At 46.7% G+C, this 23,250-nt stretch carries 26 protein-coding genes; 18 read left to right on the forward strand and 8 right to left on the reverse strand.

The genetic code is table 11. From position 1 onward, the window contains the following. Position 1 precedes the first annotated feature (1 nt). Genes N836_RS47640 through N836_RS47650 form a run of 3 tightly spaced genes read right to left on the reverse strand, consistent with a single transcriptional unit; the run spans position 2 to position 4,371 of the window. Positions 2 to 1,102 (reverse strand): ABC transporter permease, encoded by a 1,101-nt coding sequence (locus tag N836_RS47640; RefSeq protein ID WP_023071771.1) that lies wholly within the window; start codon positions 1,100 to 1,102, stop codon positions 2 to 4. Continuing rightward, on the reverse strand, positions 1,099 to 3,051 hold the full coding sequence (locus N836_RS47645) for an ATP-binding cassette domain-containing protein (RefSeq protein ID WP_023071772.1): 1,953 nt from the start codon (positions 3,049 to 3,051) through the stop codon (positions 1,099 to 1,101). The genes N836_RS47640 and N836_RS47645 overlap by 4 nt, the downstream gene beginning before the upstream one ends. A 42-nt stretch (positions 3,052 to 3,093) precedes the next feature. Continuing rightward, positions 3,094 to 4,371, reverse strand: a complete 1,278-nt coding sequence (locus N836_RS47650) for an HlyD family secretion protein (protein WP_023071773.1) — start codon at positions 4,369 to 4,371, stop codon at positions 3,094 to 3,096. A gap of 124 nt (positions 4,372 to 4,495) precedes the next feature. Here N836_RS47650 and N836_RS47655 point away from each other — a divergent pair, with 124 nt between their 5' ends. Next, positions 4,496 to 4,714 carry a PLDc N-terminal domain-containing protein gene (locus tag N836_RS47655; RefSeq protein WP_023071774.1) on the forward strand — a complete coding sequence of 73 codons (219 nt, stop codon included), beginning with the start codon at positions 4,496 to 4,498 and terminating at the stop codon, positions 4,712 to 4,714. A gap of 44 nt (positions 4,715 to 4,758) precedes the next feature. Here the strand turns inward: N836_RS47655 and N836_RS47660 are convergent, their stop codons facing one another. Further along, the gene (locus N836_RS47660; RefSeq protein WP_023071775.1) at positions 4,759 to 5,007 is read right to left on the reverse strand and encodes a hypothetical protein; all 249 of its coding nucleotides are present in this window, start codon (positions 5,005 to 5,007) and stop codon (positions 4,759 to 4,761) included. Between the two features lie 243 nt (positions 5,008 to 5,250). Continuing rightward, positions 5,251 to 5,442, reverse strand: coding sequence for a DUF4278 domain-containing protein (locus tag N836_RS47665; RefSeq protein ID WP_023071776.1), 192 nt, complete (start codon positions 5,440 to 5,442; stop codon positions 5,251 to 5,253). Positions 5,443 to 5,744: 302 nt separating this feature from the next. Between N836_RS47665 and N836_RS47670 the strand changes: the two genes are divergently transcribed. After that, the gene (locus N836_RS47670) at positions 5,745 to 6,449 is read left to right on the forward strand and encodes a YwaF family protein (RefSeq protein WP_023071777.1); all 705 of its coding nucleotides are present in this window, start codon (positions 5,745 to 5,747) and stop codon (positions 6,447 to 6,449) included. A 278-nt stretch (positions 6,450 to 6,727) separates the two neighbouring features. Here N836_RS47670 and N836_RS47675 read toward each other — a convergent pair whose 3' ends face one another. Continuing rightward, positions 6,728 to 7,219, reverse strand: a complete 492-nt coding sequence (locus N836_RS47675) for a host attachment protein (RefSeq protein ID WP_023071778.1) — start codon at positions 7,217 to 7,219, stop codon at positions 6,728 to 6,730. Positions 7,220 to 7,759: 540 nt separating this feature from the next. Between N836_RS47675 and N836_RS76980 the strand changes: the two genes are divergently transcribed. The 12 genes from N836_RS76980 to N836_RS78160 all read left to right on the forward strand — a co-directional run bounded on the left by N836_RS76980 (position 7,760) and on the right by N836_RS78160 (position 18,213). Further along, positions 7,760 to 7,990, forward strand: a complete 231-nt coding sequence (locus N836_RS76980) for a hypothetical protein (protein ID WP_023071779.1) — start codon at positions 7,760 to 7,762, stop codon at positions 7,988 to 7,990. Between the two features lie 109 nt (positions 7,991 to 8,099). Then, on the forward strand, positions 8,100 to 10,037 hold the full coding sequence (locus N836_RS47685) for a response regulator (RefSeq protein WP_031292119.1): 1,938 nt from the start codon (positions 8,100 to 8,102) through the stop codon (positions 10,035 to 10,037). Positions 10,038 to 10,263: 226 nt separating this feature from the next. Then, positions 10,264 to 12,693 (forward strand): PAS domain S-box protein, encoded by a 2,430-nt coding sequence (locus tag N836_RS73040; protein WP_161634946.1) that lies wholly within the window; start codon positions 10,264 to 10,266, stop codon positions 12,691 to 12,693. 119 nt (positions 12,694 to 12,812) lie between these two features. Continuing rightward, a complete protein-coding gene (locus tag N836_RS47690) occupies positions 12,813 to 13,190 on the forward strand; it encodes a response regulator (RefSeq protein WP_023071782.1) in 378 nt (125 codons plus the stop codon). Between the two features lie 201 nt (positions 13,191 to 13,391). Further along, a complete protein-coding gene (locus N836_RS76410; protein ID WP_023071783.1) occupies positions 13,392 to 13,733 on the forward strand; it encodes a hypothetical protein in 342 nt (113 codons plus the stop codon). A 639-nt stretch (positions 13,734 to 14,372) separates the two neighbouring features. Then, a complete protein-coding gene (locus tag N836_RS47700) occupies positions 14,373 to 14,744 on the forward strand; it encodes a hypothetical protein (protein WP_023071784.1) in 372 nt (123 codons plus the stop codon). A 19-nt stretch (positions 14,745 to 14,763) separates the two neighbouring features. Next, entirely contained in the window at positions 14,764 to 14,961 is a 198-nt protein-coding gene (locus tag N836_RS75705; RefSeq protein WP_152532097.1) for a hypothetical protein, read from the forward strand. Between the two features lie 5 nt (positions 14,962 to 14,966). Next, entirely contained in the window at positions 14,967 to 15,173 is a 207-nt protein-coding gene (locus tag N836_RS47705; protein WP_023071785.1) for a DUF2949 domain-containing protein, read from the forward strand. A 277-nt stretch (positions 15,174 to 15,450) separates the two neighbouring features. Further along, a complete protein-coding gene (locus N836_RS47710) occupies positions 15,451 to 15,717 on the forward strand; it encodes a DUF1816 domain-containing protein (protein WP_023071786.1) in 267 nt (88 codons plus the stop codon). 188 nt (positions 15,718 to 15,905) lie between these two features. Then, the gene (locus N836_RS47715) at positions 15,906 to 16,280 is read left to right on the forward strand and encodes a cupin-like domain-containing protein (RefSeq protein ID WP_023071787.1); all 375 of its coding nucleotides are present in this window, start codon (positions 15,906 to 15,908) and stop codon (positions 16,278 to 16,280) included. A 1,076-nt stretch (positions 16,281 to 17,356) separates the two neighbouring features. Beyond that, positions 17,357 to 18,085 carry an efflux RND transporter periplasmic adaptor subunit gene (locus N836_RS47725; protein ID WP_023071789.1) on the forward strand — a complete coding sequence of 243 codons (729 nt, stop codon included), beginning with the start codon at positions 17,357 to 17,359 and terminating at the stop codon, positions 18,083 to 18,085. Continuing rightward, positions 18,019 to 18,213, forward strand: a complete 195-nt coding sequence (locus N836_RS78160; RefSeq protein ID WP_071789033.1) for an efflux RND transporter permease subunit — start codon at positions 18,019 to 18,021, stop codon at positions 18,211 to 18,213. The genes N836_RS47725 and N836_RS78160 overlap by 67 nt, the downstream gene beginning before the upstream one ends. Before the next feature lie 10 nt (positions 18,214 to 18,223). On the opposite strand, the gene N836_RS47730 is transcribed toward N836_RS78160, so the two are convergent. Next, positions 18,224 to 18,487, reverse strand: coding sequence for a hypothetical protein (locus N836_RS47730; RefSeq protein ID WP_023071790.1), 264 nt, complete (start codon positions 18,485 to 18,487; stop codon positions 18,224 to 18,226). A gap of 298 nt (positions 18,488 to 18,785) precedes the next feature. Here N836_RS47730 and N836_RS47735 point away from each other — a divergent pair, with 298 nt between their 5' ends. Next, positions 18,786 to 19,610, forward strand: a complete 825-nt coding sequence (locus N836_RS47735; protein ID WP_023071791.1) for an ABC transporter ATP-binding protein — start codon at positions 18,786 to 18,788, stop codon at positions 19,608 to 19,610. Between the two features lie 80 nt (positions 19,611 to 19,690). Here N836_RS47735 and N836_RS47740 read toward each other — a convergent pair whose 3' ends face one another. After that, on the reverse strand, positions 19,691 to 20,488 hold the full coding sequence (locus N836_RS47740; protein WP_023071792.1) for an HAD-IIA family hydrolase: 798 nt from the start codon (positions 20,486 to 20,488) through the stop codon (positions 19,691 to 19,693). Between the two features lie 221 nt (positions 20,489 to 20,709). On the opposite strand from N836_RS47740, the gene N836_RS47745 reads away from it, so the two are divergent. The 3 genes from N836_RS47745 (at position 20,710) to N836_RS74495 (ending at position 23,220) form a co-directional block, all read left to right on the forward strand. Continuing rightward, complete coding sequence (locus N836_RS47745; protein ID WP_023071793.1) at positions 20,710 to 21,768, forward strand: chlorophyll a/b binding light-harvesting protein; 1,059 nt, start codon at positions 20,710 to 20,712, stop codon at positions 21,766 to 21,768. Positions 21,769 to 22,141: 373 nt separating this feature from the next. Further along, positions 22,142 to 22,651: a flavodoxin FldA gene (gene fldA, locus N836_RS47750; protein ID WP_023071794.1), complete on the forward strand. Its 510-nt coding sequence runs from the start codon at positions 22,142 to 22,144 to the stop codon at positions 22,649 to 22,651. A 239-nt stretch (positions 22,652 to 22,890) separates the two neighbouring features. Next, entirely contained in the window at positions 22,891 to 23,220 is a 330-nt protein-coding gene (locus N836_RS74495) for a hypothetical protein (RefSeq protein ID WP_071789034.1), read from the forward strand. Positions 23,221 to 23,250: the final 30 nt, after the last annotated feature.

Raw genomic sequence — 23,250 nt, forward strand, 5'->3', positions numbered from 1 at the left:
ATCAGTCCGGTAACTGCATCCGACGCAGACCACGCCAGGCGGCTGCAAAAAATAACAATACCAGCAGCGCAATGGCCACCAGGGCAACCCAAATGCCTTCCCACCCGGTCCCCCTGACAAAGGCATCGCGAGTCACATCAATGTAATAGCGAGCTGGCACAATATTAGAAATGAGTGAAATGGGAAACGGAATATTACTCAACGGGTAGATAAAGCCCGAAAACAAAAAAGAGGCTAGAAAACCAGTAAATGCCACCCCCTGCACCGCCGCAATGCGATTACTAGAGCGTACGCCGATCAAAAGACCATAAAGAACACTGGCTGTCGCAAATAAGCAGGTCCCTAGCATCAATGGTAGAGGATTACCGGCCAACCCAATCCTAAACAGAAGCGATCCCAAACCCATGATGCAAAGGGCTTCACCCATGGCCACAATAAAGTAGGCTAACCCTTTACCCAGCAGCAGCTCAGTCGCACTCAAGTTAGAGGCATAAACCTGCACAATCGTGCCTTGCTCCTTCTCACGCACCATGGCGAGAGTTGCCAGTAAGGCCGGAAAGATAGCCAAGATAACAGCATAAAGACCTGGCACGATGAAGAGAGATTCCTTGCGACCCGGATTGAACCAGAGGCGAATGCGGGCAACCACCTTAACTGTTCTAGATTGAAGTCCTTGATCCTGCACAAAGAAGTTAGTCGTTGCCCGTATGCTGTTGCGAATCACGCGGGCATTGTTCACATCGGTACCGTCCACCAGCACCTGGATAGGGCTGGATTTCTGGTCTTTGATGCGACGGGAAAAATCTGGTGGAATAATCACTGCCGCTTTAGCGCGTCCTTGATCAATGATCTCAATGGGCTCTCCCGACCCTGGGACAGGCTGAAACTGATTAGTGGCAAAGAGTCGTTCTACATAGCTACGACTGAGGGGAGTCATGTTAAAGTCCTGGATCGCCAGGGGAATATTTTTTGTCTCCAGTCGGATGGCATAGCCAAAAATCAGTAGCATCCCCAACGGCAGGATAAAGGCCAGGGCAAACGTCAAGCGATCGCGACGAAATTGAGCCAATTCTTTGATGCACTGAGACCAGATGCGCTTCATGGCTGACCTCCCTGGGCTCGTTGGATAATGCCAATAAAGGCATCTTCCAGAGAGAATGGCACAGCCTGGATGGATTGAATGTCGAATTCTGCTGTGCTCAGTAATGAGCGTAGACGAGGCACGTCTATATCCGGCTGATCCAGAACAATGTGGAGACGGGCACCAAATAAGGATACTCGCCAGTCATCAAAATACTGTTTGAGTAAGTCGGAGACAACCTGAGGCTGGGGAATCTGCACCTCAAACAGCTGTCCCGGCTGGCTGGCCTTAATTTGACTTGGAGACCCATGGGCAACAATCTCCCCAGCCGCCATAAATGCCATGCGATTGCAATGTTCAGCTTCTTCTAGATAGTGGGTGGTTACCAGCACTGCTGTGCCCTGATGGGTTAAGTCTTCGATTAATCGCCAGAACTGACGGCGAGCTAACGGATCCACACCGGATGTGGGCTCGTCTAAAAACAAAATTTCAGGTTCGTGCATAACTGATGCCCCAAAAGCTACGCGCTGTTTCCACCCACCTGGCAGCTGCCCCGTAATCAGGTCTGCTTTGCCGGTCAATCCACAAATGTCTAAAACCCAATTGATTTTGGCGGAGCGCTGACGACGGGGGACACCATATACCCCACAGTAAAATTCCAAATTCTGTTGAATAGATAAGTCATCATAGAGAGTGAATTTCTGACTCATGTAGCCCATCCGCTGACGTAGAGCACTGCTACGCAAATTGCGGGTTTGACCGGCTAGTGTGACTTCACCTTGGGTAATCCCCAACAACCCACACAGCATCTTGATGGTGGTGGTTTTGCCAGCGCCATTAGCTCCCAACAATCCATAAATTTCACCATAGTGAATATCCAGGTTGACCGCTTTAACCGCCTGAAAATTGCCAAATGTCTTACTGAGGTCACGGGCACCAATGGCAATGTCATCACTGCTGTGGACTGGCAATGACCGCAGCCGAGGCAATGGCACAAAAGCAGGGTCCGACCCCTGTTGGCGCAGCTGGTTGACAAAGACATTTTCCAGGGTAGGCGCTGCTGGACGAATCGTGTCGATTACTAGCTGATGCTGTCCCAGGAGAGCACGGACCTGGGTTTCACCAGTCTCTGCATCGTTAACCAGTACATCCAGGCGATCGCCAAAGGTTTGTACATCCACAATCGGAGTAGACGGTTGAGCGAGTAACCCCTGTTCAGCGGTTTTGAGGTTGCTAGCGCGCACCTCTAAGCGTTGGAGCCCCAGATTATCTCGCAGCTGAGCCGGTGTTCCCATTTGCTGAATCTGGCCATCATACATCAGGGCAACACGATGGCAGCGCTCAGCCTCATCCATATAGGGTGTGGCCACCACAATGGTGACGCCCTGATGGGAGAGGGTGGCCAGCACATCCCAAAACTCACGCCTGGAAACAGGATCTACACCCGTTGTCGGCTCATCCAGAAGTAATATCTGAGGTTGAGCAATCAGGGCACAGCACAGGGCCAACTTCTGTTTCATGCCACCAGACAGTTGACCGGCTAAACGATCTGAGAACGGCTCCAGATTCATCAGCCTGAGATATTGGTTGCGCCGCTGTTCAAAACGCTGGGGCGGCACTTCATGGAGACCAGCCACATAGCGCAGATTCTCATCCAGGCTGAGATCCAGATAGAGCGAAAAGTGTTGGGTGAGATAGCCGGTTTGCAAGCGAGCATCCCGAGGCGCACGCTCCAGAATGATGACATTGCCCGAGGTTGCTTCCATAACACCTGCTAAGATTTGAAACAGGGTGGTCTTGCCAGCACCATCGGGACCAATGAGACCAAAGATTTCGCCCCGCTGCACCGTAAACGTCACCTCGTTTACAGCGGTTAGCTTGCCATAGCGTTTACATAACGTATCTACCTGAATGGCAGGGATTTCGAGCGCTGTCTCTGGCTGATAAATCTGATTAGTCGTTGAATACATGGTTTGATTTGTCCATCTGTGGCTAAGACAAAATCGGCATGATCATTCAAAATAAATTTCACCATCGGCAGGCATGCCAGGTTTGGCAAATCCTCCGGGATTCTCAATACCAAGTCTCACACCAAACACCTGCTGCACTCGGTCTTCTCGAAAGTAAATATTTTCAGGCGTAAAGGAGGCCTGGGTGTCGATGCTGATAACACGAGCGGTCAGGGGTTGAGCAGGGGCTGAATCTAGAAAGATACTAGCCGTTTGACCGACCCGGACCTTACCGATGTCGCCCTCAGGAATAAAGCCCCGGAGATAAACAGTATCGAGGTCAATGAGAGAAAGCAGCGTCCTGCCTGTCGTGACCACTTCTCCTGGTTCTGCACTGCGGGCGGTGACCACGCCGTTTAAGGGGCTAGCGATGGTGAGATAGCTCATACGAGCTTCAATTTCTCGCTGAACGGCTTCAGCCCTGGCCACATTGTCCTGTGCGGCGACTGCCTGGGATTGTGCTTGAATCAGTTGTTTTTGCAAAACGTCTAGCTCAGCCGTACGAAGATCTGGATTGAGCCGGGTGGTTTGGGCCTGGGTCAAGCGACCTGCTGCGGCATCAACCTGTCTTTGAGCGGCGACAACGGCGGCTTCACGTACACCCAGCCGGGCTTGGGTGGTTTCAAAAGTCGTTTGGGCCTGATCGGCGCGCTCTTGGGTCGCGGCACCGACTTGGGCCAGTTGGATGTAGCGATCGCGTTCCACCCTGGCCAGATCTAAGTCTGATTTAGCCGCAATCAGCTGTGCCTTTGCTTCCGCCAGCTGTGCCTGAGCCGTAGCAAGATTAGCCTCGGCCTGGTTGACCTGACCAACTGTATCCCCCTGGGATTGTTCCAGACTCACCTGAGCTCGCCGAATTTGGCTTTGCAACACCTCAATCTGCAATCGCGCCTGTCGTTCCTGCTGTTGGGCTGAGGCCAGCTGTGCTTTAGCCTCGTCTAATTGAGCCTGAACTTCTTCATCATCGAGCCGAACAATCACTTGACCATCATTGACCGGGTCGCCTTCTCTGACAGCTACAAACTCCACTCGCCCTGATACCTTTGCGCCCACGTCTGTCTCGTAGCCCTCAATGCGGCCACTCAACTGCAGCTTGTCTGTGGGGGAGCGCGATAAGAAGTAGGTCACGGAGAGACCCCCACCCACCACCAAAAGACCTAACGGGAGCAAGACACGCAGCCTGTTTTTATGTTTACTTTTCGATACGTCAGAGGCAGTGGAATGGGGCTTAAACCGAGTAACTAATTGGTTGAGATTCAGCCGTGAACCTGGCAAATGCATAGACAGACCTCATGGTTACAAGACCGAGAAGGTTTGACTTTAACTACGGTAAAGTCAGCTCTATTTTGAACTTAGGAGATAGATATGAGGAAGTTATGAGTACCCCACCAAGCATCGCTTAGCGATGCTGATGCCAATGTTGTGGGCGTTTCTTTATGATTTCTGCAAAGTTGTTGCTGCCCTATTTGGGCTATGGGTATTGATTGACTGTGCTACTCAAGAAGCAAGTGAGGGCAATACTAAAATTGTTTGGACTATTATTATCTTGTTCTTGAATTTTATTGGTGCACTGATCTATGTCGTTGTGAGACGACCACAGCGTCGTCGAGAGCTTGCACAGTGAAGTCTAGAAGATTCAGCCAAAATCCATGGGCAATTTTAATGTCATCACTCACTGCTAGCTGTGTCAGGCATACTGCCGTAGTTAAAATTATTTCGCCAGTAAAGCTCTAATTGCTGACGATTTTTTTCAATCACATAATCTCTGGTCCAGCACCGTTCTAAGAGTTTGGACCTGTAGGACACAGTAAACATGAGAGGATTCCATTCAAATCTAGCGTCCCTATCAAACAAGGGCTGATTGAGATAATCCCAGATGGCCAATAGGAGAGAAAATTTTCGGGATGGTGTAGTCATGAACCAAAGACCTCCCAAGGAGTCGACATTAAAATTCAATGCCAGTAGATGGGGAGCAAGGTAAGAAAAAACAAGAAGAAGACAACTGGTTTAAGTAGCCAGCCCCCTATATCTACTCTGAGAGTGAATTGCCTCAGATAGTTTCTAAAAAGAAATTATCAGTTTCCTGAGCCTTCTTCTAGTGTTGATAAGCAAAGGTACCTTTGCTTATCAACATTTCGGCATTAGAGCTTCACAGCCAAATTAGGCAGCTGAACCACCAGTATGATATGAAACTCCACGATACTTCAGGTCAAAAACTGGTAAAGACAGTGCTTTAACCAATTTATGGAAGTGGAACGTAGCACCTCGATATTTACCAACTTCTTCACTCTCGGCAATTGCGATCTCAGGAACCTTATATTCATAACTAACGCCGCGATACTTGAGTTTCATAGTGTCCCCCTGAAATTGTTAGATATTGGGATACCCTCATCCCACTTTGATGTTAGATAAAGAGTTTGAGAATCTTATGAAGCCTGTGGGATATCCTAGGGCATGAAGGATCAACTATTTGGAACCACTGGCCAATACCACTTTGTTAGCATGGAGCCAATCGGAGCAAGCAAGGTGCGACTAATCAGCACTGATATATCAGTCTGTGACCCTAACGGCAACAAAGGACTATATTGCATTTCTCAATCACGAGGTGCTGTGTCAGAGTAGTCAACGGTTTGGCAGCAGTAACAGCAAATTTTATGTTGCAGGCATCGCTTCATCAGTTTCAATCATTTTCACTGACTCATGTCATCGTCGTTGGCGTTCTGGCTGCAATGTGGGGATGCATTATTGCCTGGGGCTTACACTACCAGGGCACACAGCTGTTGCTGCAATTGGAGAAAAGATTAGCCAAGCTATATCTGCTCTTGTGGATGGTTGTTCATGGTTGGTGGTTGCTGCCTGCCCACTTTGACCCAGCAAGTTCATTGCCCATTCATATCTGCGATCTTGTCGGCCTGATACTGCCGTTAGCACTGATCTGGCGCAAACGTTGCCTGATCGCATTACTCTATTTCTGGGGCCTCGGTTTTAGCCTACAAGGTCTATTAACTCCAGATTTGCACATGGGCCTACTTAGCCCGCTGTTTTGGATCTTTTGGCTTTATCACACCACCATTGTCGGTACTGCCATTTATATGGTGATAGTCCATCGATTTCAACCAACACGACGAGATTATCGTTGGGCGATCAAGGCAGGGCTGATCTATGTAGCTTGTATTTTCCCAATTAACGCTATCTTTGGTTTTAACTATGGCTATCTAGGTAACCAACGCCCCGGTCAACCTTCATTGATTGATTGGCTGGGGCCCTGGCCCTGGCGAGTGGGCATGATGATTGCTCTTGCCTGGGTTGGGATGACTCTGCTCCTGATACCCTGGGAATGGCTGCATCAGAAGCATTAGGCATCCAGCTTTAAAGACCACACGAGCCAGGCAGCTGGGCCACCTAGTACTCTGTGGCGTAAGTTTGCCCACTATCAAATGTGGATGGGTAGATACAATAGCTGCCAAATTTCTGCCATTGGGTACTAGGTGGGTAGCGCTGTTGCCAGTGCTTGATAAGCTTGTTCAATGTTTTATTAGTTGAGTTAAATAAGACATGGCAACACCTCAAGTCAGGAATGCAAATCTGACATAGGATGCGCTGCTTTGATCTGGGTGTAAGGAATTGTCAGCAATTGTTAGAGTCTACTCCGAGCTGGCAACTGTCCTTTTATTGCCAGATAGTCGTGCAGTTCATGGGGCTTTAGATGACATAGATCTCGGGCTAATTCGTTTAGCTTCAATTGCTTGGGGGATAGTGGGGTAAACACTTCTCGCATCAACCCAAGAATCTGAGGAGTCGCAATGATAGTGAGTTGTCGAACTTGATGGGTCTGAGCCAAATCCATCAAGTGTGTAGCAATGGACTTAGCGAATCGTCGTTCAAATTCAAGTTTATGGTTCTGCCGATGATCATCATATCTGTGAGCCTTGCCGCTAGCACCACGGTTGCGTCCCGATTGAACGTTGGTCCACAGGGCCTTACCAGATAGTTCTCCCTCAGCACTCGAAATACTCTCATGCTCAACTAAAATCTGCTCGTCTGAATCAGACTCAGATAAGGTTGCTGCTTCCAATGTGAAGAAGCGAGCGATGGCTCTATTAATTGTGACAACAAGGAGTTTACTCATAGATTGTCTCCATTACTATATGAAGTTCTATGTCACTAGGTGGGACTGATCGTAAGGGGATTGCACCAAAATCAAGTCCCAGATTGAGGCTGTAGATGGGGGGATGAGTGATGGGGCAACGGGGGAATTATTTAAGCCCATGAGCCTATACCTTGCCAAAAGCACATCTTGGCAAGGTATAGGTCAACCCCAAACTAACTGCAAATCGGAAAGCCTCATATCTAAATTATATTTCAGGCTTTGTCGGCATCTCACATTTCGGAAGAAGTTGTGATTCTAGTCAATGTTCAAGCCGGGTGATTCTTTCTGTGGACTATGATGCCACATGGGCAATCCTTGCCCATCGCGTAAGCTCAAAACGTGCTCCCCTTTTGTTCCTTTTAGGGCTGTGATGCTTGACTGTTGGATTTTGCGAGTTCTCTTGCCCTCAATGTTGATAAAATCTTCTTCACCCTTCTGGGTGATTAAGGTTTCCGCAGTCTCGCTATCATCGGGGACATTATATAAGAGTACCTAAGTTAGCACTTTGAGAACAATAGGATGGGTGGCCAGATCCAAAGTAATCAGCCCCATGAGGAACTTATGAGGAGTGATCCGGTGCGTGACTATTTGAAGATCATGCCTACAAAAGACTACAAGTTTCCAACCTATGTCTATTGGTGGATTCGGTCAGCTATTATGTGTGCGATCGCAACCCAAGCTCGCTCCATTCACTGGTTAGCTATTAATCCAGCCAATAATTTCCCTAACGCCTTGACAGCCGCAAAATAAAATTAATAATTACCATAAATAAAACAATGTGTCAACCGCAACTTAGCTGAATCCAATTAGCATTTAAGCTAAAGTAGTCCTTATATTGGCGCTATTTGGTGAAGCTTGCGTGAAGTTTTTGCTGGTAGAAGACGATAACCAGTTTGCTGAAGCACTTGTAGAGGTGTTGGCAGATCATCGTTACCTCGTCGATCGGGCAACGAATGGTGAAATGGGTCGGGAAATGGCTAAGGCTTTTCCCTACGACTTGCTCTTGCTCGATTGGATGCTGCCTAAGATAGATGGCATCAAGGTCTGCCAAGAACTAAGAGCTACAGGCAATGGCACACCGATTATTTTGATGACAGCTCGCGATACTGGCACCGATAAGGTGGCTGGGCTAGATGCTGGAGCAGACGATTATTTGGTTAAACCTTTTGGCTTTGAGGAACTGTTAGCGCGGATTCGGGCCTTACTGCGGCGGTCAGAAGGAAATGCCTCGCCGATCTTGCAATGGGGTGAACTACAGCTTGATCCTCGTAGTGCCGAGGTTAGCTATCGCCATGTCCCTATTGCGCTCACACGCAAAGAGTATCTCTTGCTGGAGCTATTTTTACGCAACCCCAGTCGGATTTTTAGTCTGGATGATTTGCTAGATAAGATTTGGTCCTTTGAAAAGGCACCCCATGTGAATGCTGTACGCACCCAAGTCAAGGGGCTACGCAAAAAATGTAAGCAGGCAGGCCTCAACAATGTGATCGAAACGGTCTACGGGTTGGGCTATCGGTTAGCTGCGGCTAACTTAACTAAACAGCTCAAGCAGCACACTAATCATCAGACGATGGCTGCATCATCTAGGGTCGATAGCCAGTTAGATTTGACCGCCCTTTGGCAATCTGTAGAGGAGATCTACACCCAGCGTGTAACTAATTTGGCCAATACTCTACATGAGCTACAACCAGGAGCATTTAACGAAACCGTGCGAAAGCAGTTGGTCGCAGATGCCCATGCTCTGAAGGGATCACTAAGCAGCTTTGGATTCTCAACAGTATTAACTCCTTTTCAAGAGATAGAAAACATTCTGCTGGGCAATAGCCGTCTTGAGGCTCGGCACTTAACTCAGTTAAGACTGTTGATTGCTACTGTGAAAGAGGCGCTAAAAGCGCCTGAGACGTTACCTGAGACGGCTTCGGAACTAGCAAAATTGGCGGCAAAAGATACATCGTCGTCTGCCACTTTGTTAATAGTGGATGATGATCCGGAAATGCTCAACCTGCTAAAAACTCTATTACAGCCCTGGGGATTTCGGCTGCAGCTGTTGGATAAGCCGCAATACTTTTTGGAAACCCTGGATCAGGTGATGCCCGATTTAATAATTCTTGATGTAGACATGCCTCACGTCAGTGGTTTTGATCTGTGTCAGATACTACGTAATGATCTTCGCTGGCGTGAGTTACCGATACTTTTGTTGTCGGCCCATACAGAAGCAGAAACGATTCAGCAGGTATTTTCGGTCGGTGGAGATGACTATATCCGTAAGCCTATCGTGGCTCCAGAACTGGTGATGCGTGTTTTCAATTGGCTAGAACGCGCCTCTACTCAGAAACTGCGGGAAAATATTGATAGCCTGACAAAGTTAGCGAATCGACAAAAATCAATCCAGGACTTAAGTCGACTCCTCAGGTTGGCTCACCGTCAAAAGCAAACATTTTGTTTTGCAGTTATCAAACTTGATAACTTTCAACACATCAAGGATGAGTATGGCCAAGAGCTGAGTAATCTTATCCTGCAGCGCTTAGGTGAGTCTTTAGGTAGAGAGTTTAGGGAGGAAGATGTGGTTGCCCGTTGGGGTGAAGAAGAGTTTGTGGTTGGACTGTATGGAGTCAACCTCAAGACAGGAACACAAAGATTGCTGCAGTTGTTGCAAACCTGTAAGCATGAACAATTTACTAGTGATCACCACAGGATTCAGATGACCCTCTCGGTTGGAGTAGCTGTTTTCCCTCAGGATGCAATGGATTTGCAAGGACTATACCAGGTGGCGAGCGAGGTGTTGTTGCCTGGCTAAGCCATTGGTGTAACTAAAGCTTGGTAGCGGTTGCATCACCCATGACTATTCCACCCCATCCCATAAAATCGTCATAATTGTCGGTTAGGTTGAGTTTAGAGCGTTCAACTCAGTGCAGACTGAAAATTCTTCGTCGGCCTGTTGACATATCTCTGAAAATATCTAAAGGCAGATGATGTCTACTGATTCACGTGATCCACATTCACATGCTTTTGCTGGTCGAGCTGTGATCTCCGCTCCGCTCACGGTAACACCGGAGACGTTGATTGATGACGCGATCGCACGCATGCATCAGACCCAAGCCAGCTGTGTACTCATTATCGATCAGCAACGCCGGGTCGGTATTTTTACCGAGCGAGATCTGGTCAGACTGGTGGCCTCAGGGCAACCGACCGCAGATGTTGTCATCGCAGCGGTGATGACCCAGCAGGTGAGGACGATTCTAGCTGACCAGGTCAAAGACACCCCGTCTCTCTTTAACCTGATGCGGCAGTATCAGGTGCGTCATTTACCTGTAGTTGATAACGAGGGTCAACTACAGGGCATGATCACCCAACAAAGCTTACGACAAGCACTCAAAACCACCACCTTATTAAAATTTAAGTCTGTGGCAGAAGCCATGGAAACCCAGGTGATTTGTACACCGCAATCATCATCGGTGCTACAGGTTGCTCAACTGATGGCAGCCCACACGGTTAGCTGTGTGGTGATCACAGAACGCGATAGTCAACCCACAGGTATCATCACCGAACGAGACATTGTGCAGTTTCAGAGCCTTGGGATTGATGTTCACCAAACCCTGGCCCAGACGGTAATGAGTACGCCTCTATTGCCTATCCATCCCTACGACTCCCTCTGGCTGGCCCATCAGCAGATGACCCAGCACCATGTGCGACGTTTGGTGGTGTGCGCTCCTACCGGTGCGCTGGTGGGGGTGATTACTCAAAGCAGTATTTTGCAAACCTTAAACCCTGCTGAAATCCAGCAGTTGGTTGAGCTGCTACAGCAAGAGCTGGAGCAGTTACGTTCGGAAAATCAGATATTATTGGCAGCGAAGAATCGAGAGCTAGAACAAGCTCAAATTCGCCTGAGTGAACAGCTAGCAGCTGAGCAGATAGAAAAAAATCAGGCTGAGACGCACATTCAGTTTCAAGCAGGGCTCTTAGACGCGGTGGCCCAAGCGGTCATTGCCACCGATCTTGATGGCCAGATTCTCTACTGGAATCGCTTTGCCGAAAGTCTCTACGGCTGGTTCGCAGATGAGGTAGTAGGCCGTTCTATTTTGGAGATCATACCAGCTGATACCACCCGAGAACAGGCTACTGAAATTATGACTTACCTGCGGCAGAGTGAGCAGTGGTCTGGGGAGATTTTGGTGCAGCGCCAGGATGGTACTTTCTTTCCGGCCTGGGTCATCGGTTCTCCGATTTATGATCATCGAGATGCCTTAGTGGGGTTTGTGGGAGTTTCGAGTGATATTAGCGATCGCAAACGCATCGAAACCGAACGCCAGCAGGCCGAACAAGCTCTTCAGCAGTCCTATGCCGATCTAGAAGCTCGGGTCGAAGCCCGTACCGCTGACCTGCGTCAGGCTGAGCAACGTTGGCGTAGTCTGCTCGACAATGTGCATCTGGCAGTTGTCGGTCTTGATTTTGATGGTAAAGTAACCTACGCCAATCCGTTTTTATTAAACCTGACGGACTACACTGCGGCTGAAGTATTGGGCCAAGACTGGTTCTCCAAATTTGTGCCCACATCCCAGCAATCGTTGGTCAAAAAGTATTTTCAGCAGTTACTCAGTCAGGAAGACACTTCCCTAACCTGTCAGAACCCTATCCTGACTCAGTCAGGGTCACAGCGCATCATTGCCTGGAACAACACCGTACTGCATAACGGTCAGGATCACACCATTGGCACTATGAGCATCGGTGAAGATATCACCCAGCGCTTTGCCATTGAACGCATGAAAGCTGAGTTTATTTCCGTTGTTAGCCATGAGTTGCGCACACCGCTAACAGCAATTCATGGCGGGCTCAAGCTCTTAGCCAAGGGGCTGGTGCCAATTCAGTCTGAGCAAGGGCTGCAACTATTACGGCTAGCCGCTGAACAATCTCAGCGGCTAGTACGACTAGTAAACGACATTTTAGAACTCGAACGGTTGGCGTCAGGTAAAAGTTCGCTACACAAACACCTCTTTAACACCCAAGAGCTGACCGGGCAAGTCGCCGACCTGTTTCGGCTGACCGCAAAGCAAGCAGGCATTACCCTTAAGGTCTCTGATCCCGGCTTAGCCATTGTGGCGGATAGCGATCGGCTCAATCAGGTGCTAACCAACCTGATTGATAATGCCATTAAGTTCTCACCTGCAGATACCACCATTTGGCTCACTGTTGAATCCAGGGAGAGCATGATTGATAACGCCCCTGCCATACTTTTCAGATTGCGGGATCAGGGTCGAGGTATTCCCCCAGAAAAGTGCGCAATTATTTTTGATCGTTTTGTCCAGGTTGATGCTTCTGACTCGCGAGAAAAAGGGGGGACTGGTCTGGGCCTTACTATTTGTCAAAGTATTATTGAGCAGCACAGCGGCAGCATTTGGGTTGAGAGTACTCCTGGTGAAGGCAGCTGCTTTTGTTTCTCATTGCCCGTTAGCTGACTAGGCAGCCAGCACCTGCATTGCAGGTTCCACATCAATTTGCCTGCATTATCTTGTTTACAGTGATTGGCCAGGTGTAAAGTGCTACATATCTAACTGAACCTTCGCCAAAGCTCGTTGTGACTCGACGTATTTTAGTAATTGATGATGAAAAAGCAATTCATATCATTGTCAAGGCATCATTAGAAGTCACAGCAGGTTGGGAAGTATTAGTTGCTGATTCGGCCAGAGCTGGAATTGCGATCGCAGAGACCGACCAGCCTGGTACCATCTTGCTGGATGTGATGATGCCTGAATTAGATGGCCCAGCTGTGTTACGTAAACTTCAGACTAAGCCAGCCACCCAAAACATTCCCGTTATCTTTCTGACTGCTAAGGCCCGCAACGGCGAGAAACGATTATTTGAATCGATGGGCGTAGCCGGGGTGATCACCAAACCGTTTGAACCAGACCAGCTGGCGAACCAAATCAAAACCTTACTGCATTGGCCCGATTAGATATCCGGCTATTTCAGCGTATAGATAGCCTTATCAACACAAAATCCACACATTTCTCCCATAAGATAGAGACTTATAAAAGGTCTTTAATCATTCCTCTTCGATAAAGAGCGTCGAACTTACACAGGATAATTGTGTGAGCGATTTGCCATCGAGATTTTCTATTAAGTTCAGTCAATTTTCAAACCTCAACCTGAAAGAATGAGCAACTGTGACAGGTATCGTCAAGCTAAAATCGGTCTTAACCTCTTGAGCGCTATTGGCATAAATTCTTTACCATTGATGTTAGGCGTGAGGCCTAAAGCGTACGCCCTAGCAATTGAGCAAAACTTTATTGGTTTCAGTAAAGAGTTTCCGACTGATCCCAGTGTTGCCAAAAAGAAAAGACCCGATACAAGCGCTAATCATGGTGTAAATAGAATCCGTCCTGCTACCAGCGTTCGAGAGGATACTATCTTCGAGGATTTAAACGAAACACTTAATTTTGGTGGCCTTTTAGTTCTTTTATTGGACCTTCTGATCGTAATAGCGATCTTATTGTAGGAGTTTCGTCGTGATTAATTAAGACTCTCCCGGTCAACACATAATGGTCTAAATAGAGTTCACACATTGTCACTCTAACGTCAGCACGTGATAGATGCGCACTCTATATAGACACTTTGCACTGCCACAGCTTTGACTTTCCCAACATGTAAGTCTTTAGGCTGTGGCTTTTCCTGCAAAAAAATCATTGATAATTTGAACTAAGTCGGTGGTCTCAATAACTACCTACTTTTCATCTGTCTTTTAACAGTATTAGCCGTAATCTTGTGGATGGGAGGATGGGGGATGAGTGGATGGGTGGATGGGTAGGTGGGGGGATGAGACAGCTGCCAAATTTCTGCCATCGGGTATTAGCCGATTAGATTGTCTGATTACTGGAGCTAACACAACATTATCGGATAGCTCTCTTTTTATTTGTGAGCTTAAATTTATAAGGCAAGGCCTTCAAAGCATTGCCTTAGGGAGCTTTATCATTTATTCAAATAAAAATGTTGTCAACACAAAATCAACACATTCTTACTTTAAGGTAAGCAACTGTAGATAAGCGTTCTACAAGGAAAGCATATATGGCCGCAGTGTGGAGTTTGCCAAGATAGCTAAACTTCATACTGTGGCTTTCTCCCATTTGAGTGTTTAACGATGGTAGATAATAAAATGCCAAAACAAACAATTAACTTAACCCAGCGTGGAACCAGGATATGGATTGACCAGATTTGGGCTACCTATCCTGAAAGTCTACACCAAACGACCTCTAAGGAGCCTGACTCACACAACAAACTGATGCTGTCTGTACTAAGCCGTGTTCCCGATAGCCGTGTTGCTGTTAATTCAATGCAGCAAGGCTTTCTGTCTCAAAGCGTCTCGCAGTTGTATCTAGAGCAACAACAACAAAATAAAAACTTGAGTCATGATGGTATCAGTTACTGGTTACCTGTGGATGTCATACAGCACATATATCGTCCTCCTGACTCAGAGCCATTCAACGAAGACGTAACTCAATATATAGTCTGATGCATGCGATCTTAAACATATGGACTGGCAACCTGGTCAATGGGTTGAGTGCCCCCATACGCAAGAAAAAGGCAAAATTCTATTCTACAACGGTCGCTCTATCTGCATCTCTTTAGGAACTGGGATTACCCTCTATGCCTCCCCCGACTTACTAGAAATCTTAGGGTGGCGACCGATACAAAGTTATTGTTTGGCTTACGAGGAGAAGAGCCTCTAATAATCATGTCCCCCACACCTTTATTGCTGAATTTTTTAAAAAATGAGCTGGCTGTTTCAGAACAATCTATTGAATCGGCGTTACAGCGCAGCGGTCAAGATGCCAATTTATTTCCTATTGTCTTGTGGCAATATGGCCTCATCACCCTAGAACAACTCGACCAAGTTTTTGATTGGCTGGCCACTAACCCAACCCGTCAAGATTATGCTTAAAAAGCACACTAACCGCCACCCCAAACCTTAACTTAGGAATGAGGATTTAATTAGGTCCTATCTTTTGCCCTACAGGCGTTCCATAGAACGCCTCTGCAGACAACATTTTTGGATCTGATCAAATCTTGATCCCTTAGTGCTTAAATCGTTCTTAGCAGCTGACGATCTCAACAAAATCTTTGCCAAACGCTGTGGTGATTATATGAAGCCGCTTCAGCACAGTAAAAAAGCAACAGTAAAAAAGAACCTGGTCTAAAAAACAAAGGAATTGATCCCGATGAAAACCCTCCTGCATGATCTCAAAGGCATATTTCTCAAAGATTGGTGGATTGAGATATTAACAAATACACCTGACTGCATCTACTATTTTGGTCCTTTTAAGGATGAAGCTGAAGCAAGTAAAGCGAAAGCAGGATATATCGAAGATTTGACACAAGAGGGAGCGATCGTCAGCCAGATATCAGTAATGAAACGGCCAACACCTGCTCAATTGACATTTGAGTATTCGAGTGATTTTTCTACTGCTAGTGTTGCAGAGAGCTAGTAAAGTTATTCCACTTGCTGAAACCGTGCGAGATGTTAGTGAAAGAACTCGCAAGTGGATGCTCTGGTAAATGCTTAATCGCTTACGTCCTTTATCCTTAGGCAAGAAAACTCACAGTTGAGGTATTTGACTGATTAGTTAAGACACTTACAAATAAAGACAGCCTGTCAGCAAACGCGATTGATGTTGTGATATCAATCGCGTTTGCTGAGCGCCGTGCTGTTTATAGTAAGGTCTATCCAGACAATCCAGATTTGAAAGCATTTCCAAAATTCAAATCTGCCATGCCTCATCGGATTGATGTCACCCTGCAGCTGGGAGACATGCTCTTTATTCCGGCCGGTTGGTGGCATGAGGTGACCTCTGTGGGAGATGACATGGTTTGTGCTATCAATCGCTGGTGGAATGTACCACTTCAAAGAGCGCTTTCGAATTGGAGTAAGCTACGTGCCCATATTGGTAGCCTGTTGGGAATGCCACATACGCTTCTAGACTTGTTAGACGCTATGGCCTCATCAGATTGTCGCCAACAAAAGCTGAGGGCGTTGGTGCAGCGCTTTTAGTCCTTGCCATATAAATCTGAAGGGAAACGGTATTGATACTCACACGGTCAGTAGACATATATGGCAAGCAGACCAAAAGAAATTCCTATCACTAGAACAGCTATATCCAATAACCACAATGAAATTCCTCCACGCTCTATGAAATCAACAAAAGCTGTGGAGGTCTGCTTCCAATTGAAAACAATATTGATTAACTTGAGACCTGTGACGCTGACAGTTGCGGTCAAGATCCATCCGTGTTTTACATAATGAAAGTATGTTGCATACCAAGTAACAATGCACAACCCTATCCCATAGGGTAGAAAAACAACAAAGCTAATCGGCCATCGCTTTGATAGATATTGTTTTCTATCCCATTCATAAAAGCGTTGATGGAACAATAGCCCAATCAGCGCTTTTACTGTGCAAGTTATTGACAAAACCCAAGACAATACCTGATACCACATTTGATGCTCCATGTCCTTGTCAGCGGAATCTTTGGAGTGATTGTGTAATCGAGGTGCTGAGGGTAGAGTTATTCTCTCCTCAACAGTTTCTTCCCACAGAACCGCCTATAAAGAATCACGCTGTTAGCGTAAAGAAAAAAACTGAGGAAATTATGAGGATACAAAAATTATTAGGCATAAACAGTTGGATTCTATCCAATCGCCTCTATCCAATTACTATAGTAATTTTGACAAGATTCTATAGTCATTTTTAATTTGATAAAACTAATTTTTTAGTGGTTATTTTTAGTGGTTATATAGAGCTATTATTCATCAATTTTGCTTGAATCAATTATTTTTATAACTTGATTTTACAGGCTAATTTAAATGATCTTGGCAATGAGATATAGCGGCACCCACGTAAATGAGGTGCATTAGAATTATTGATTGACAAGATTTTTAGCTTTAAGTATGTACCTCACCAGATGGAGAAACACTATATTTGTCGCTGAGTGGCTGTCAGAACAACTCACAAATTCCTCATATTTATCCCTTAGCTTTCAATGTGACATTGATAGGAACTCACCACACAAGAGCTACAAGGTGGTGAACGGTTTTTAGCAGCAGGTAAATTCAATGCTGAGGTGGGATATGAAATATGCCAGCCGGGCTTTACTCTCTAGCCATCTATTTTTGACGCTACTTCTTGCTGCTGTCTTGAACATTAGCTGTGGGGGAGGCAGTCGTTCCTCGGCAGCTGCAGATAGCCAGCCAACCATTCCAGTAAAACTACAGCCAGTAGAAGCTGGCACTGTTGAGGAGAGCTCTAAATTTGTCGGTACTCTAGAAGCTCAGGAGAGGGTTGCCCTCAAGCCAGAGATCGAGGGCAGAATTGTTGCTATCGCGGTTACGTCTGGGGGACGTGTTGAGGAAGGCGAAACGATTGTGCAGCTTCGTCCAGACAGAACTCAAGCTCAATTGGAAAGTGCGATCGCTAACATCAATGCCGTCAGATCAGCCCGTGCTACTGCGCAAGCCGAGTTACAAGCAGCCGAAGCAGAGCGGGTTAAGACCGAGGCCGATTTAGCCTTACAGCAGTTGGAGTTCCCACGGACTGAACGGCTGGTGAAGGAAGGGGCTCAATCCCAAAATGAATTAGACATTGCCCACAGAAATCTTGATTTTGCGATCGCCGCCCTCCGCGCCGCGGAGGATCGGGTCGAAGCCGCTAGATCCAGCTTCAATCAGATGGATGCCAGCCTCCAACAGGCTGAAGCTGAGGCAACGGTTGTGAATGAGACGCTTCAATACTCTTGGCAACGGGAGCAGGCGCAGCCAGTCGCTGGTCTCTTGGTACAACGGTCTTTGGTGGGTTATTGATAGCGACTTTTTTGAGTCTCTTGTTGGCACCAATTCTATACATTGTGATTAAGAATCTGGCGGAGTATGTCTTTTTAGGCAAGCCTCCATCTCCAATCCTGCCCCCATCGTCTAAGCAGCCAGGTTAGTCAGCAATCACTAATTTCCAGGCTTGGTATACGTGCCATTGTTTTCAGAGTTTCTTTCTTCCTGCTCCCTTATTTCCTTGAGTTGGCGAATAGCTTCCTGACTAGCCCCAATGACCAGACCTGCTAAAGCGCCTACGATCGCATACTTGCGATGTAAATGTTTGTAGATTTCACTCTCATAATTAGTTGCACCAATCTCAGCCGCAGCAACTCCTATTATGGCGCAGGCGATTGTTGTGACAATGCTTGAGAAAGTGATCAGTTTAAGGTTCATTTACGCTCCCTCTGACAAAATCGCCTCTTGATGAGTCGGTTGGTATTTACTCTCAATTTTGCCAATCCCTGGTCGCATAATTTATTAAGTTCACCTCCTGTAATATTCTTGCCTTAGTGACAAGAGAAAATCCCAAATACAGATTTCTCGTTAACGCCGTATTTCCAGAGGTAAATATTAGATGCATAAAATGATCGCTTCATGGCATAAACATTAGACGTACAAAGAAAAGTAGGCAGCCAGAATTCAGAAGCCAGCATTTAGCGAGAGATTTTAAGATTCGCCATTGGTATCAACCATGAACAAAACCATAGATTCGTTTTTGGATGCTATAGCCGAGGAGTGCGTCGATAGTCATGAATCCATATTGGAGCTGCGCGGTATTAGCAAAGCATTTGGGACTAAGCGCATTCTCGATAACGTTAACCTCACTGTTTCTCGAGGGGATGCGATCGCACTCATTGGCCCTTCAGGTACAGGAAAATCTACAATCTTACGAATTATTGCAGGACTGCTGCCCGCCGACTCAGGAGAAATTTATGTCGCTGGCCAGCAACGAGTTGGGCTGATTGAAGATGCAAGAGATCCAGCTGAAATTGGTATGGTATTCCAACATTCAGCGCTCTTCGATTCTCTGACAGTAGAAGAGAATGTCGGTTTTTTACTTCATCAACATTCTGATTTGTCTGCGGGTGAAATTCATGATTTAGTTGAAGCAGTTTTAGAAATGGTAGGGTTGCCAGGAATTAGCAATTACTACCCAGCCGAGCTTTCAGGAGGGATGCAGAAACGGGTCAGTTTTGCTCGATCAATTGTGTGTAATCCCAAAAGGCCGCGAGAGCGCCCAGCTCTCTTGCTATACGATGAGCCGACATCAGGTCTAGATCCCATTGCATCTACGGTGATCGAGGATCTGATTCGCGAAATTCAGAGTAGCCGAGTCTGCAGTTCTTATTTGGTTGTAACTCACCAAAACAGCACAATTCGTCGCACAGCAAATCGAATTATATTCTTGCACCAGGGCAAAATTCAATGGGACGGTAGTGTTCGAGAGATTGATCAAACAGATAATCCTTTCATACGACAATTCTTCAGTGGAAGTATTGATGGGCCGATCCATTAATACCTGTATCAATTAACAAGAAAAATATGGTTAAGGGATAGGCTCTGTGACAACAGTAATTTTTCTCTGCACTACCTGCCTTAGAGTGGTACAAGCTGTCCTACACCAGAGACTTGATAGTTAGGTCGGTAGGCAAAGTGAGGCAGATCTTCTGGACGAGTGACACCGCTAAACACCAACACCGTTTCAATCTCCGACTCAATGCCCGCAATAATATCTGTATCCATACGGTCCCCAATGATTGCCGTGTCCTCCCGACGTGCTCCTAACGCCCTGAGACCGTTCCGCATCATGAGCGGGTTGGGTTTCCCTACACAGTAAGCCTTCATGCCTGTTGTTAGCTCAATGGGGGCTAGGAGCGCTCCTGTTGCTGGAATAATTCCTTTCTCTGACGGGGCTGTGACATCTGGGTTCGTCCCAATCAGCTTTGCCCCCTTCTGCACCAAAAAGCAGGCCTGCTCTAGTTTTTCGTAGTTATAGCTGCGAGTATCGCCCACTACCACATAATCTGGAGCTGTATCGTTGATGGAAAATCCTGCCTCATATAAAGCGTTGATTAGGCCTGGTTCTCCCACTACAAAAGCGCTGCCTTTGGGCTTCTGCTGAGCTAGGAACGCAGCCGTGGCTGGGGCACTGGTATAGAAGTTGCTGGTTGACACCTCGATACCCAATCGGCTGAGCTTCTCTTTTAATTCACGGGGTGAGCGCTCGCTACTATTAGTCAAAAACAAAAAGGCTTTGTCGTTCTGGTGTAGCCAATCGACAAACTCAGGTACACCCGGTAGTAGCCGATTGCCATGGTAAATGACGCCGTCCATATCGCAGATGAAGGCTTTTTTAGCCTGAAGCGATTTGAGATCGAGAGGATCAGTCAACATGGCAATCGGTACCTAAACGGAATACCTTGCATTCTAGACCTCTGCCGAAAAAAAGGATCGTTAGTGTTTGTGCCCGTTGCCTCACCGTAGCAACCTAGGTCTGACATAAAAATTAAAAAAGGAAATATTCTCAATAAGTTGAGAATGCACTAGAGTTTATTTAAATCTTATTGACATTTAAAGTCAATAAGGCTTACTTTTTGACTACAGGATTCATAACTATGACAACGTCCGTTGCAACTAGTACCTCCCCACCATGGTGGGCGGGCAACGCTCGACTGGTGGATTTATCGGGACGACTGCTCGGTGCTCATGTGGCCCATGCCGGGTTGATTGTGCTTTGGGCTGGATTGATTACCCTGTTTGAGGTAAGTCGTTTGGATACAGCTCGCCCTTTATATGAGCAAGGGTTTATTTTGCTGCCCAATCTGGCACGGCTGGGCTACGGTCTGGGAGCAGGTGGCACTATTGTCGATAGTCATCCCTATTTTGTAGTGGGTGCCGTGCATCTAATCAGCTCTGCCTTTTTGGGGTTTGGCGGTATTTTTCACGCCCTTAAAGGCCCTGCCACCCTCAGCGGTAGATATGCCTATGACTGGAGTGACGGTGACAAAATGACTGAAATTTTAGGGTCACACTTGGTGCTGTTAGGCGGAGGTGCCCTGCTTTTGGTCGCTAAGGCGATGTTTCTGGGTGGGCTCTACGACCCTTTGACTCAATCAGTGCATACAGTTGCGCCTAATCTGAATCCAGCAGAGATTTTTGGCTATCTGTTTGCAGGTAAATTCTGGCTGGCAGGTGTAGACAATCTTGAGGATGTTGTTGGTGGTCACCTGTATATCGGGATTTTGCTGATTTTTGGTGGATTGTGGCACATCTCCACCCAGCCTACGGCTTGGGCAAAGCGGCTATTTGTGTTCTCAGGTGAAGCCTATCTTTCCTATAGTTTGGGAGCGCTTAGTCTGATGGCGTTTGTGGCTACCCTGTTTGTGTCTGTTAATACTCTGGTGTTTCCTACCGAGTTTTTTGGTCCCACATTGGCTATCGAGTTTGATCGGGTGCCTTATTTTGTTAGTACGTCCCCGGTTGATGGCTATTCATCACGGGAGTGGCTGGCCAATGCCCATTTCTGGTTAGGATTCTTCTTCCTTCAGGGGCACCTCTGGCATGCCTTACGCGCTGCTGGTTTTGACTTTAGCCAGGGTCAAGTTACTGAGAATGTTGGTGGGCGTGTGGCTGCTCCGGCTGAGCAGGTCGCGATTAGCCAGCTCAAGGCTTAGACCTTGCCTTCCTGATGTACAAAAAATCAGGTGCGACCATGGCTGCAACTGCAATCAGCAGGCGCTCAGTGGTCCATGGGGGACTACTCACCCTTTGGGCAGGGCAATGATTCTGTAGCCTCGAACTATGGGGCTGAGGTGTCTGTTCAAAGAAATTCTGGACGATGCTCAGAATTGCAGCAGCCTGGCAGCGTTTTCAAGCTTTCAAACTTCTTTTAAAAAGAATTATTCTCAATAACTGAATTCCATGTATACTCATCTAGAGACAAGTCTAATTGACAATAAAAGTCAATTAGACGGGGATTCGCCAGGGAGGCTATGATTCCGTCGCGTTATAGTCTCCACTTTCTTTCAACTGTTCTAGGGAATTGTGATGGCCAAAGTAGGTTTGTTTTATGGGTCTACTACAGGTAAGACCGCTGATGCTGCTGAGCAGGTTCAAGCAGCACTGGGAGGTGATTCAGTAGTGGATCTGATTGAGATTGAAGATGCAGATGCTCTAGCCAGTTATGAGTATCTAATTATTGCTTGTCCCACCTGGAATATTGGCGAACTACAGGATGACTGGGCAGCCGTATTCGATGATTTGGACGATGTTGACTTTAGTGGTAAAACCGTGGCCTATATGGGGACGGGGGACCAGGTGGGTTATGCCGATAATTTTATGGATGCCATGGGTCAGCTAGAGGAAAAAATCTCCGGTCTCGGTGGTAAAACTGTAGGTTATTGGTCTGCAGATGGCTATGACCATGAGGCTTCTCTGGCTATCCGTGATGGCAACAAGTTTTGTGGTTTAGCCTTGGATGATGATAACGAGTCTGAAAAGACCGAAGGTCGAATTAAGACTTGGACTGCTCAAATCAAGCAAGAAATGTCCCTTTAAGCTATCTTATTACTCCTCTCTTTAGATAGCTTTTCCTAATGAGTTAGTTAATAGCTTGGCGTTGTTGCTCTGAAGTGTGATTTTCTCTGAAAGATGCTGATATATGCTGCTTCTAACAGATCGGTTCATGCTCAAATTAGCAACGGCAATAGCTTTGTGTACTGGCGTTGGTAATAAAGTGACAGGCTATTGACTAACCTTACTCTCTCTGACTTTGCGTTCTCTCTTTTTTCACTGTTATGGATGTTATTGCCCTTGCCTTACATGTGGTAGGTAGTATAGGGGTGACAGTTGGAATTGGTGCTGTTTTACTGTTCTGTGTATGGCGAATTTTATGCACGCTTGAACAAGGAACTAGCTATGTAAGGCGATTACATCAAATTCCCTGCAGTCGTTGTGCTTACTTTACAGGTGACTATCGTCTAAAGTGCACGGTTAATCCCATGTCTGCATTGACCGAAGAGGCCATCGATTGTTCTGATTATGTTTCTAATTCCCCTGAATGTGGTAGCTTTTGCTCTCAAAATACACCACCCTATCAATATATTAAGGAGCTAGTGAAACGATAGGTTAGGGGACGCTGATCTTACAGATTTTCT

Source organism: Leptolyngbya sp. Heron Island J, from assembly GCF_000482245.1.
In the GTDB taxonomy this organism is placed as follows: Bacteria; Cyanobacteriota; Cyanobacteriia; order Phormidesmidales; family Phormidesmidaceae; genus Leptothoe.

Bases quoted from the DNA above. Each gene is read 5' to 3' on its own strand.
- N836_RS47640 (WP_023071771.1), bottom strand. From the start codon at position 1,102: ATGAAGCGCATCTGGTCTCAGTGCATCAAAGAATTGGCTCAATTTCGT.
- N836_RS47645 (WP_023071772.1), bottom strand. From the start codon at position 3,051: ATGTATTCAACGACTAATCAGATTTATCAGCCAGAGACAGCGCTCGAA.
- N836_RS47650 (WP_023071773.1), bottom strand. From the start codon at position 4,371: ATGCATTTGCCAGGTTCACGGCTGAATCTCAACCAATTAGTTACTCGG.
- N836_RS47655 (WP_023071774.1), top strand. From the start codon at position 4,496: ATGCTGATGCCAATGTTGTGGGCGTTTCTTTATGATTTCTGCAAAGTT.
- N836_RS47660 (WP_023071775.1), bottom strand. From the start codon at position 5,007: ATGACTACACCATCCCGAAAATTTTCTCTCCTATTGGCCATCTGGGAT.
- N836_RS47665 (WP_023071776.1), bottom strand. From the start codon at position 5,442: ATGAAACTCAAGTATCGCGGCGTTAGTTATGAATATAAGGTTCCTGAG.
- N836_RS47670 (WP_023071777.1), top strand. From the start codon at position 5,745: ATGTTGCAGGCATCGCTTCATCAGTTTCAATCATTTTCACTGACTCAT.
- N836_RS47675 (WP_023071778.1), bottom strand. From the start codon at position 7,219: ATGAGTAAACTCCTTGTTGTCACAATTAATAGAGCCATCGCTCGCTTC.
- N836_RS76980 (WP_023071779.1), top strand. From the start codon at position 7,760: ATGGGTGGCCAGATCCAAAGTAATCAGCCCCATGAGGAACTTATGAGG.
- N836_RS76410 (WP_023071783.1), top strand. From the start codon at position 13,392: ATGAGCAACTGTGACAGGTATCGTCAAGCTAAAATCGGTCTTAACCTC.
- N836_RS47700 (WP_023071784.1), top strand. From the start codon at position 14,373: ATGGTAGATAATAAAATGCCAAAACAAACAATTAACTTAACCCAGCGT.
- N836_RS75705 (WP_152532097.1), top strand. From the start codon at position 14,764: ATGGACTGGCAACCTGGTCAATGGGTTGAGTGCCCCCATACGCAAGAA.
- N836_RS47705 (WP_023071785.1), top strand. From the start codon at position 14,967: ATGTCCCCCACACCTTTATTGCTGAATTTTTTAAAAAATGAGCTGGCT.
- N836_RS47710 (WP_023071786.1), top strand. From the start codon at position 15,451: ATGAAAACCCTCCTGCATGATCTCAAAGGCATATTTCTCAAAGATTGG.
- N836_RS47725 (WP_023071789.1), top strand. From the start codon at position 17,357: ATGAAATATGCCAGCCGGGCTTTACTCTCTAGCCATCTATTTTTGACG.
- N836_RS47730 (WP_023071790.1), bottom strand. From the start codon at position 18,487: ATGAACCTTAAACTGATCACTTTCTCAAGCATTGTCACAACAATCGCC.
- N836_RS47735 (WP_023071791.1), top strand. From the start codon at position 18,786: ATGAACAAAACCATAGATTCGTTTTTGGATGCTATAGCCGAGGAGTGC.
- N836_RS47740 (WP_023071792.1), bottom strand. From the start codon at position 20,488: ATGTTGACTGATCCTCTCGATCTCAAATCGCTTCAGGCTAAAAAAGCC.
- N836_RS47745 (WP_023071793.1), top strand. From the start codon at position 20,710: ATGACAACGTCCGTTGCAACTAGTACCTCCCCACCATGGTGGGCGGGC.
- fldA (WP_023071794.1), top strand. From the start codon at position 22,142: ATGGCCAAAGTAGGTTTGTTTTATGGGTCTACTACAGGTAAGACCGCT.
- N836_RS74495 (WP_071789034.1), top strand. From the start codon at position 22,891: ATGGATGTTATTGCCCTTGCCTTACATGTGGTAGGTAGTATAGGGGTG.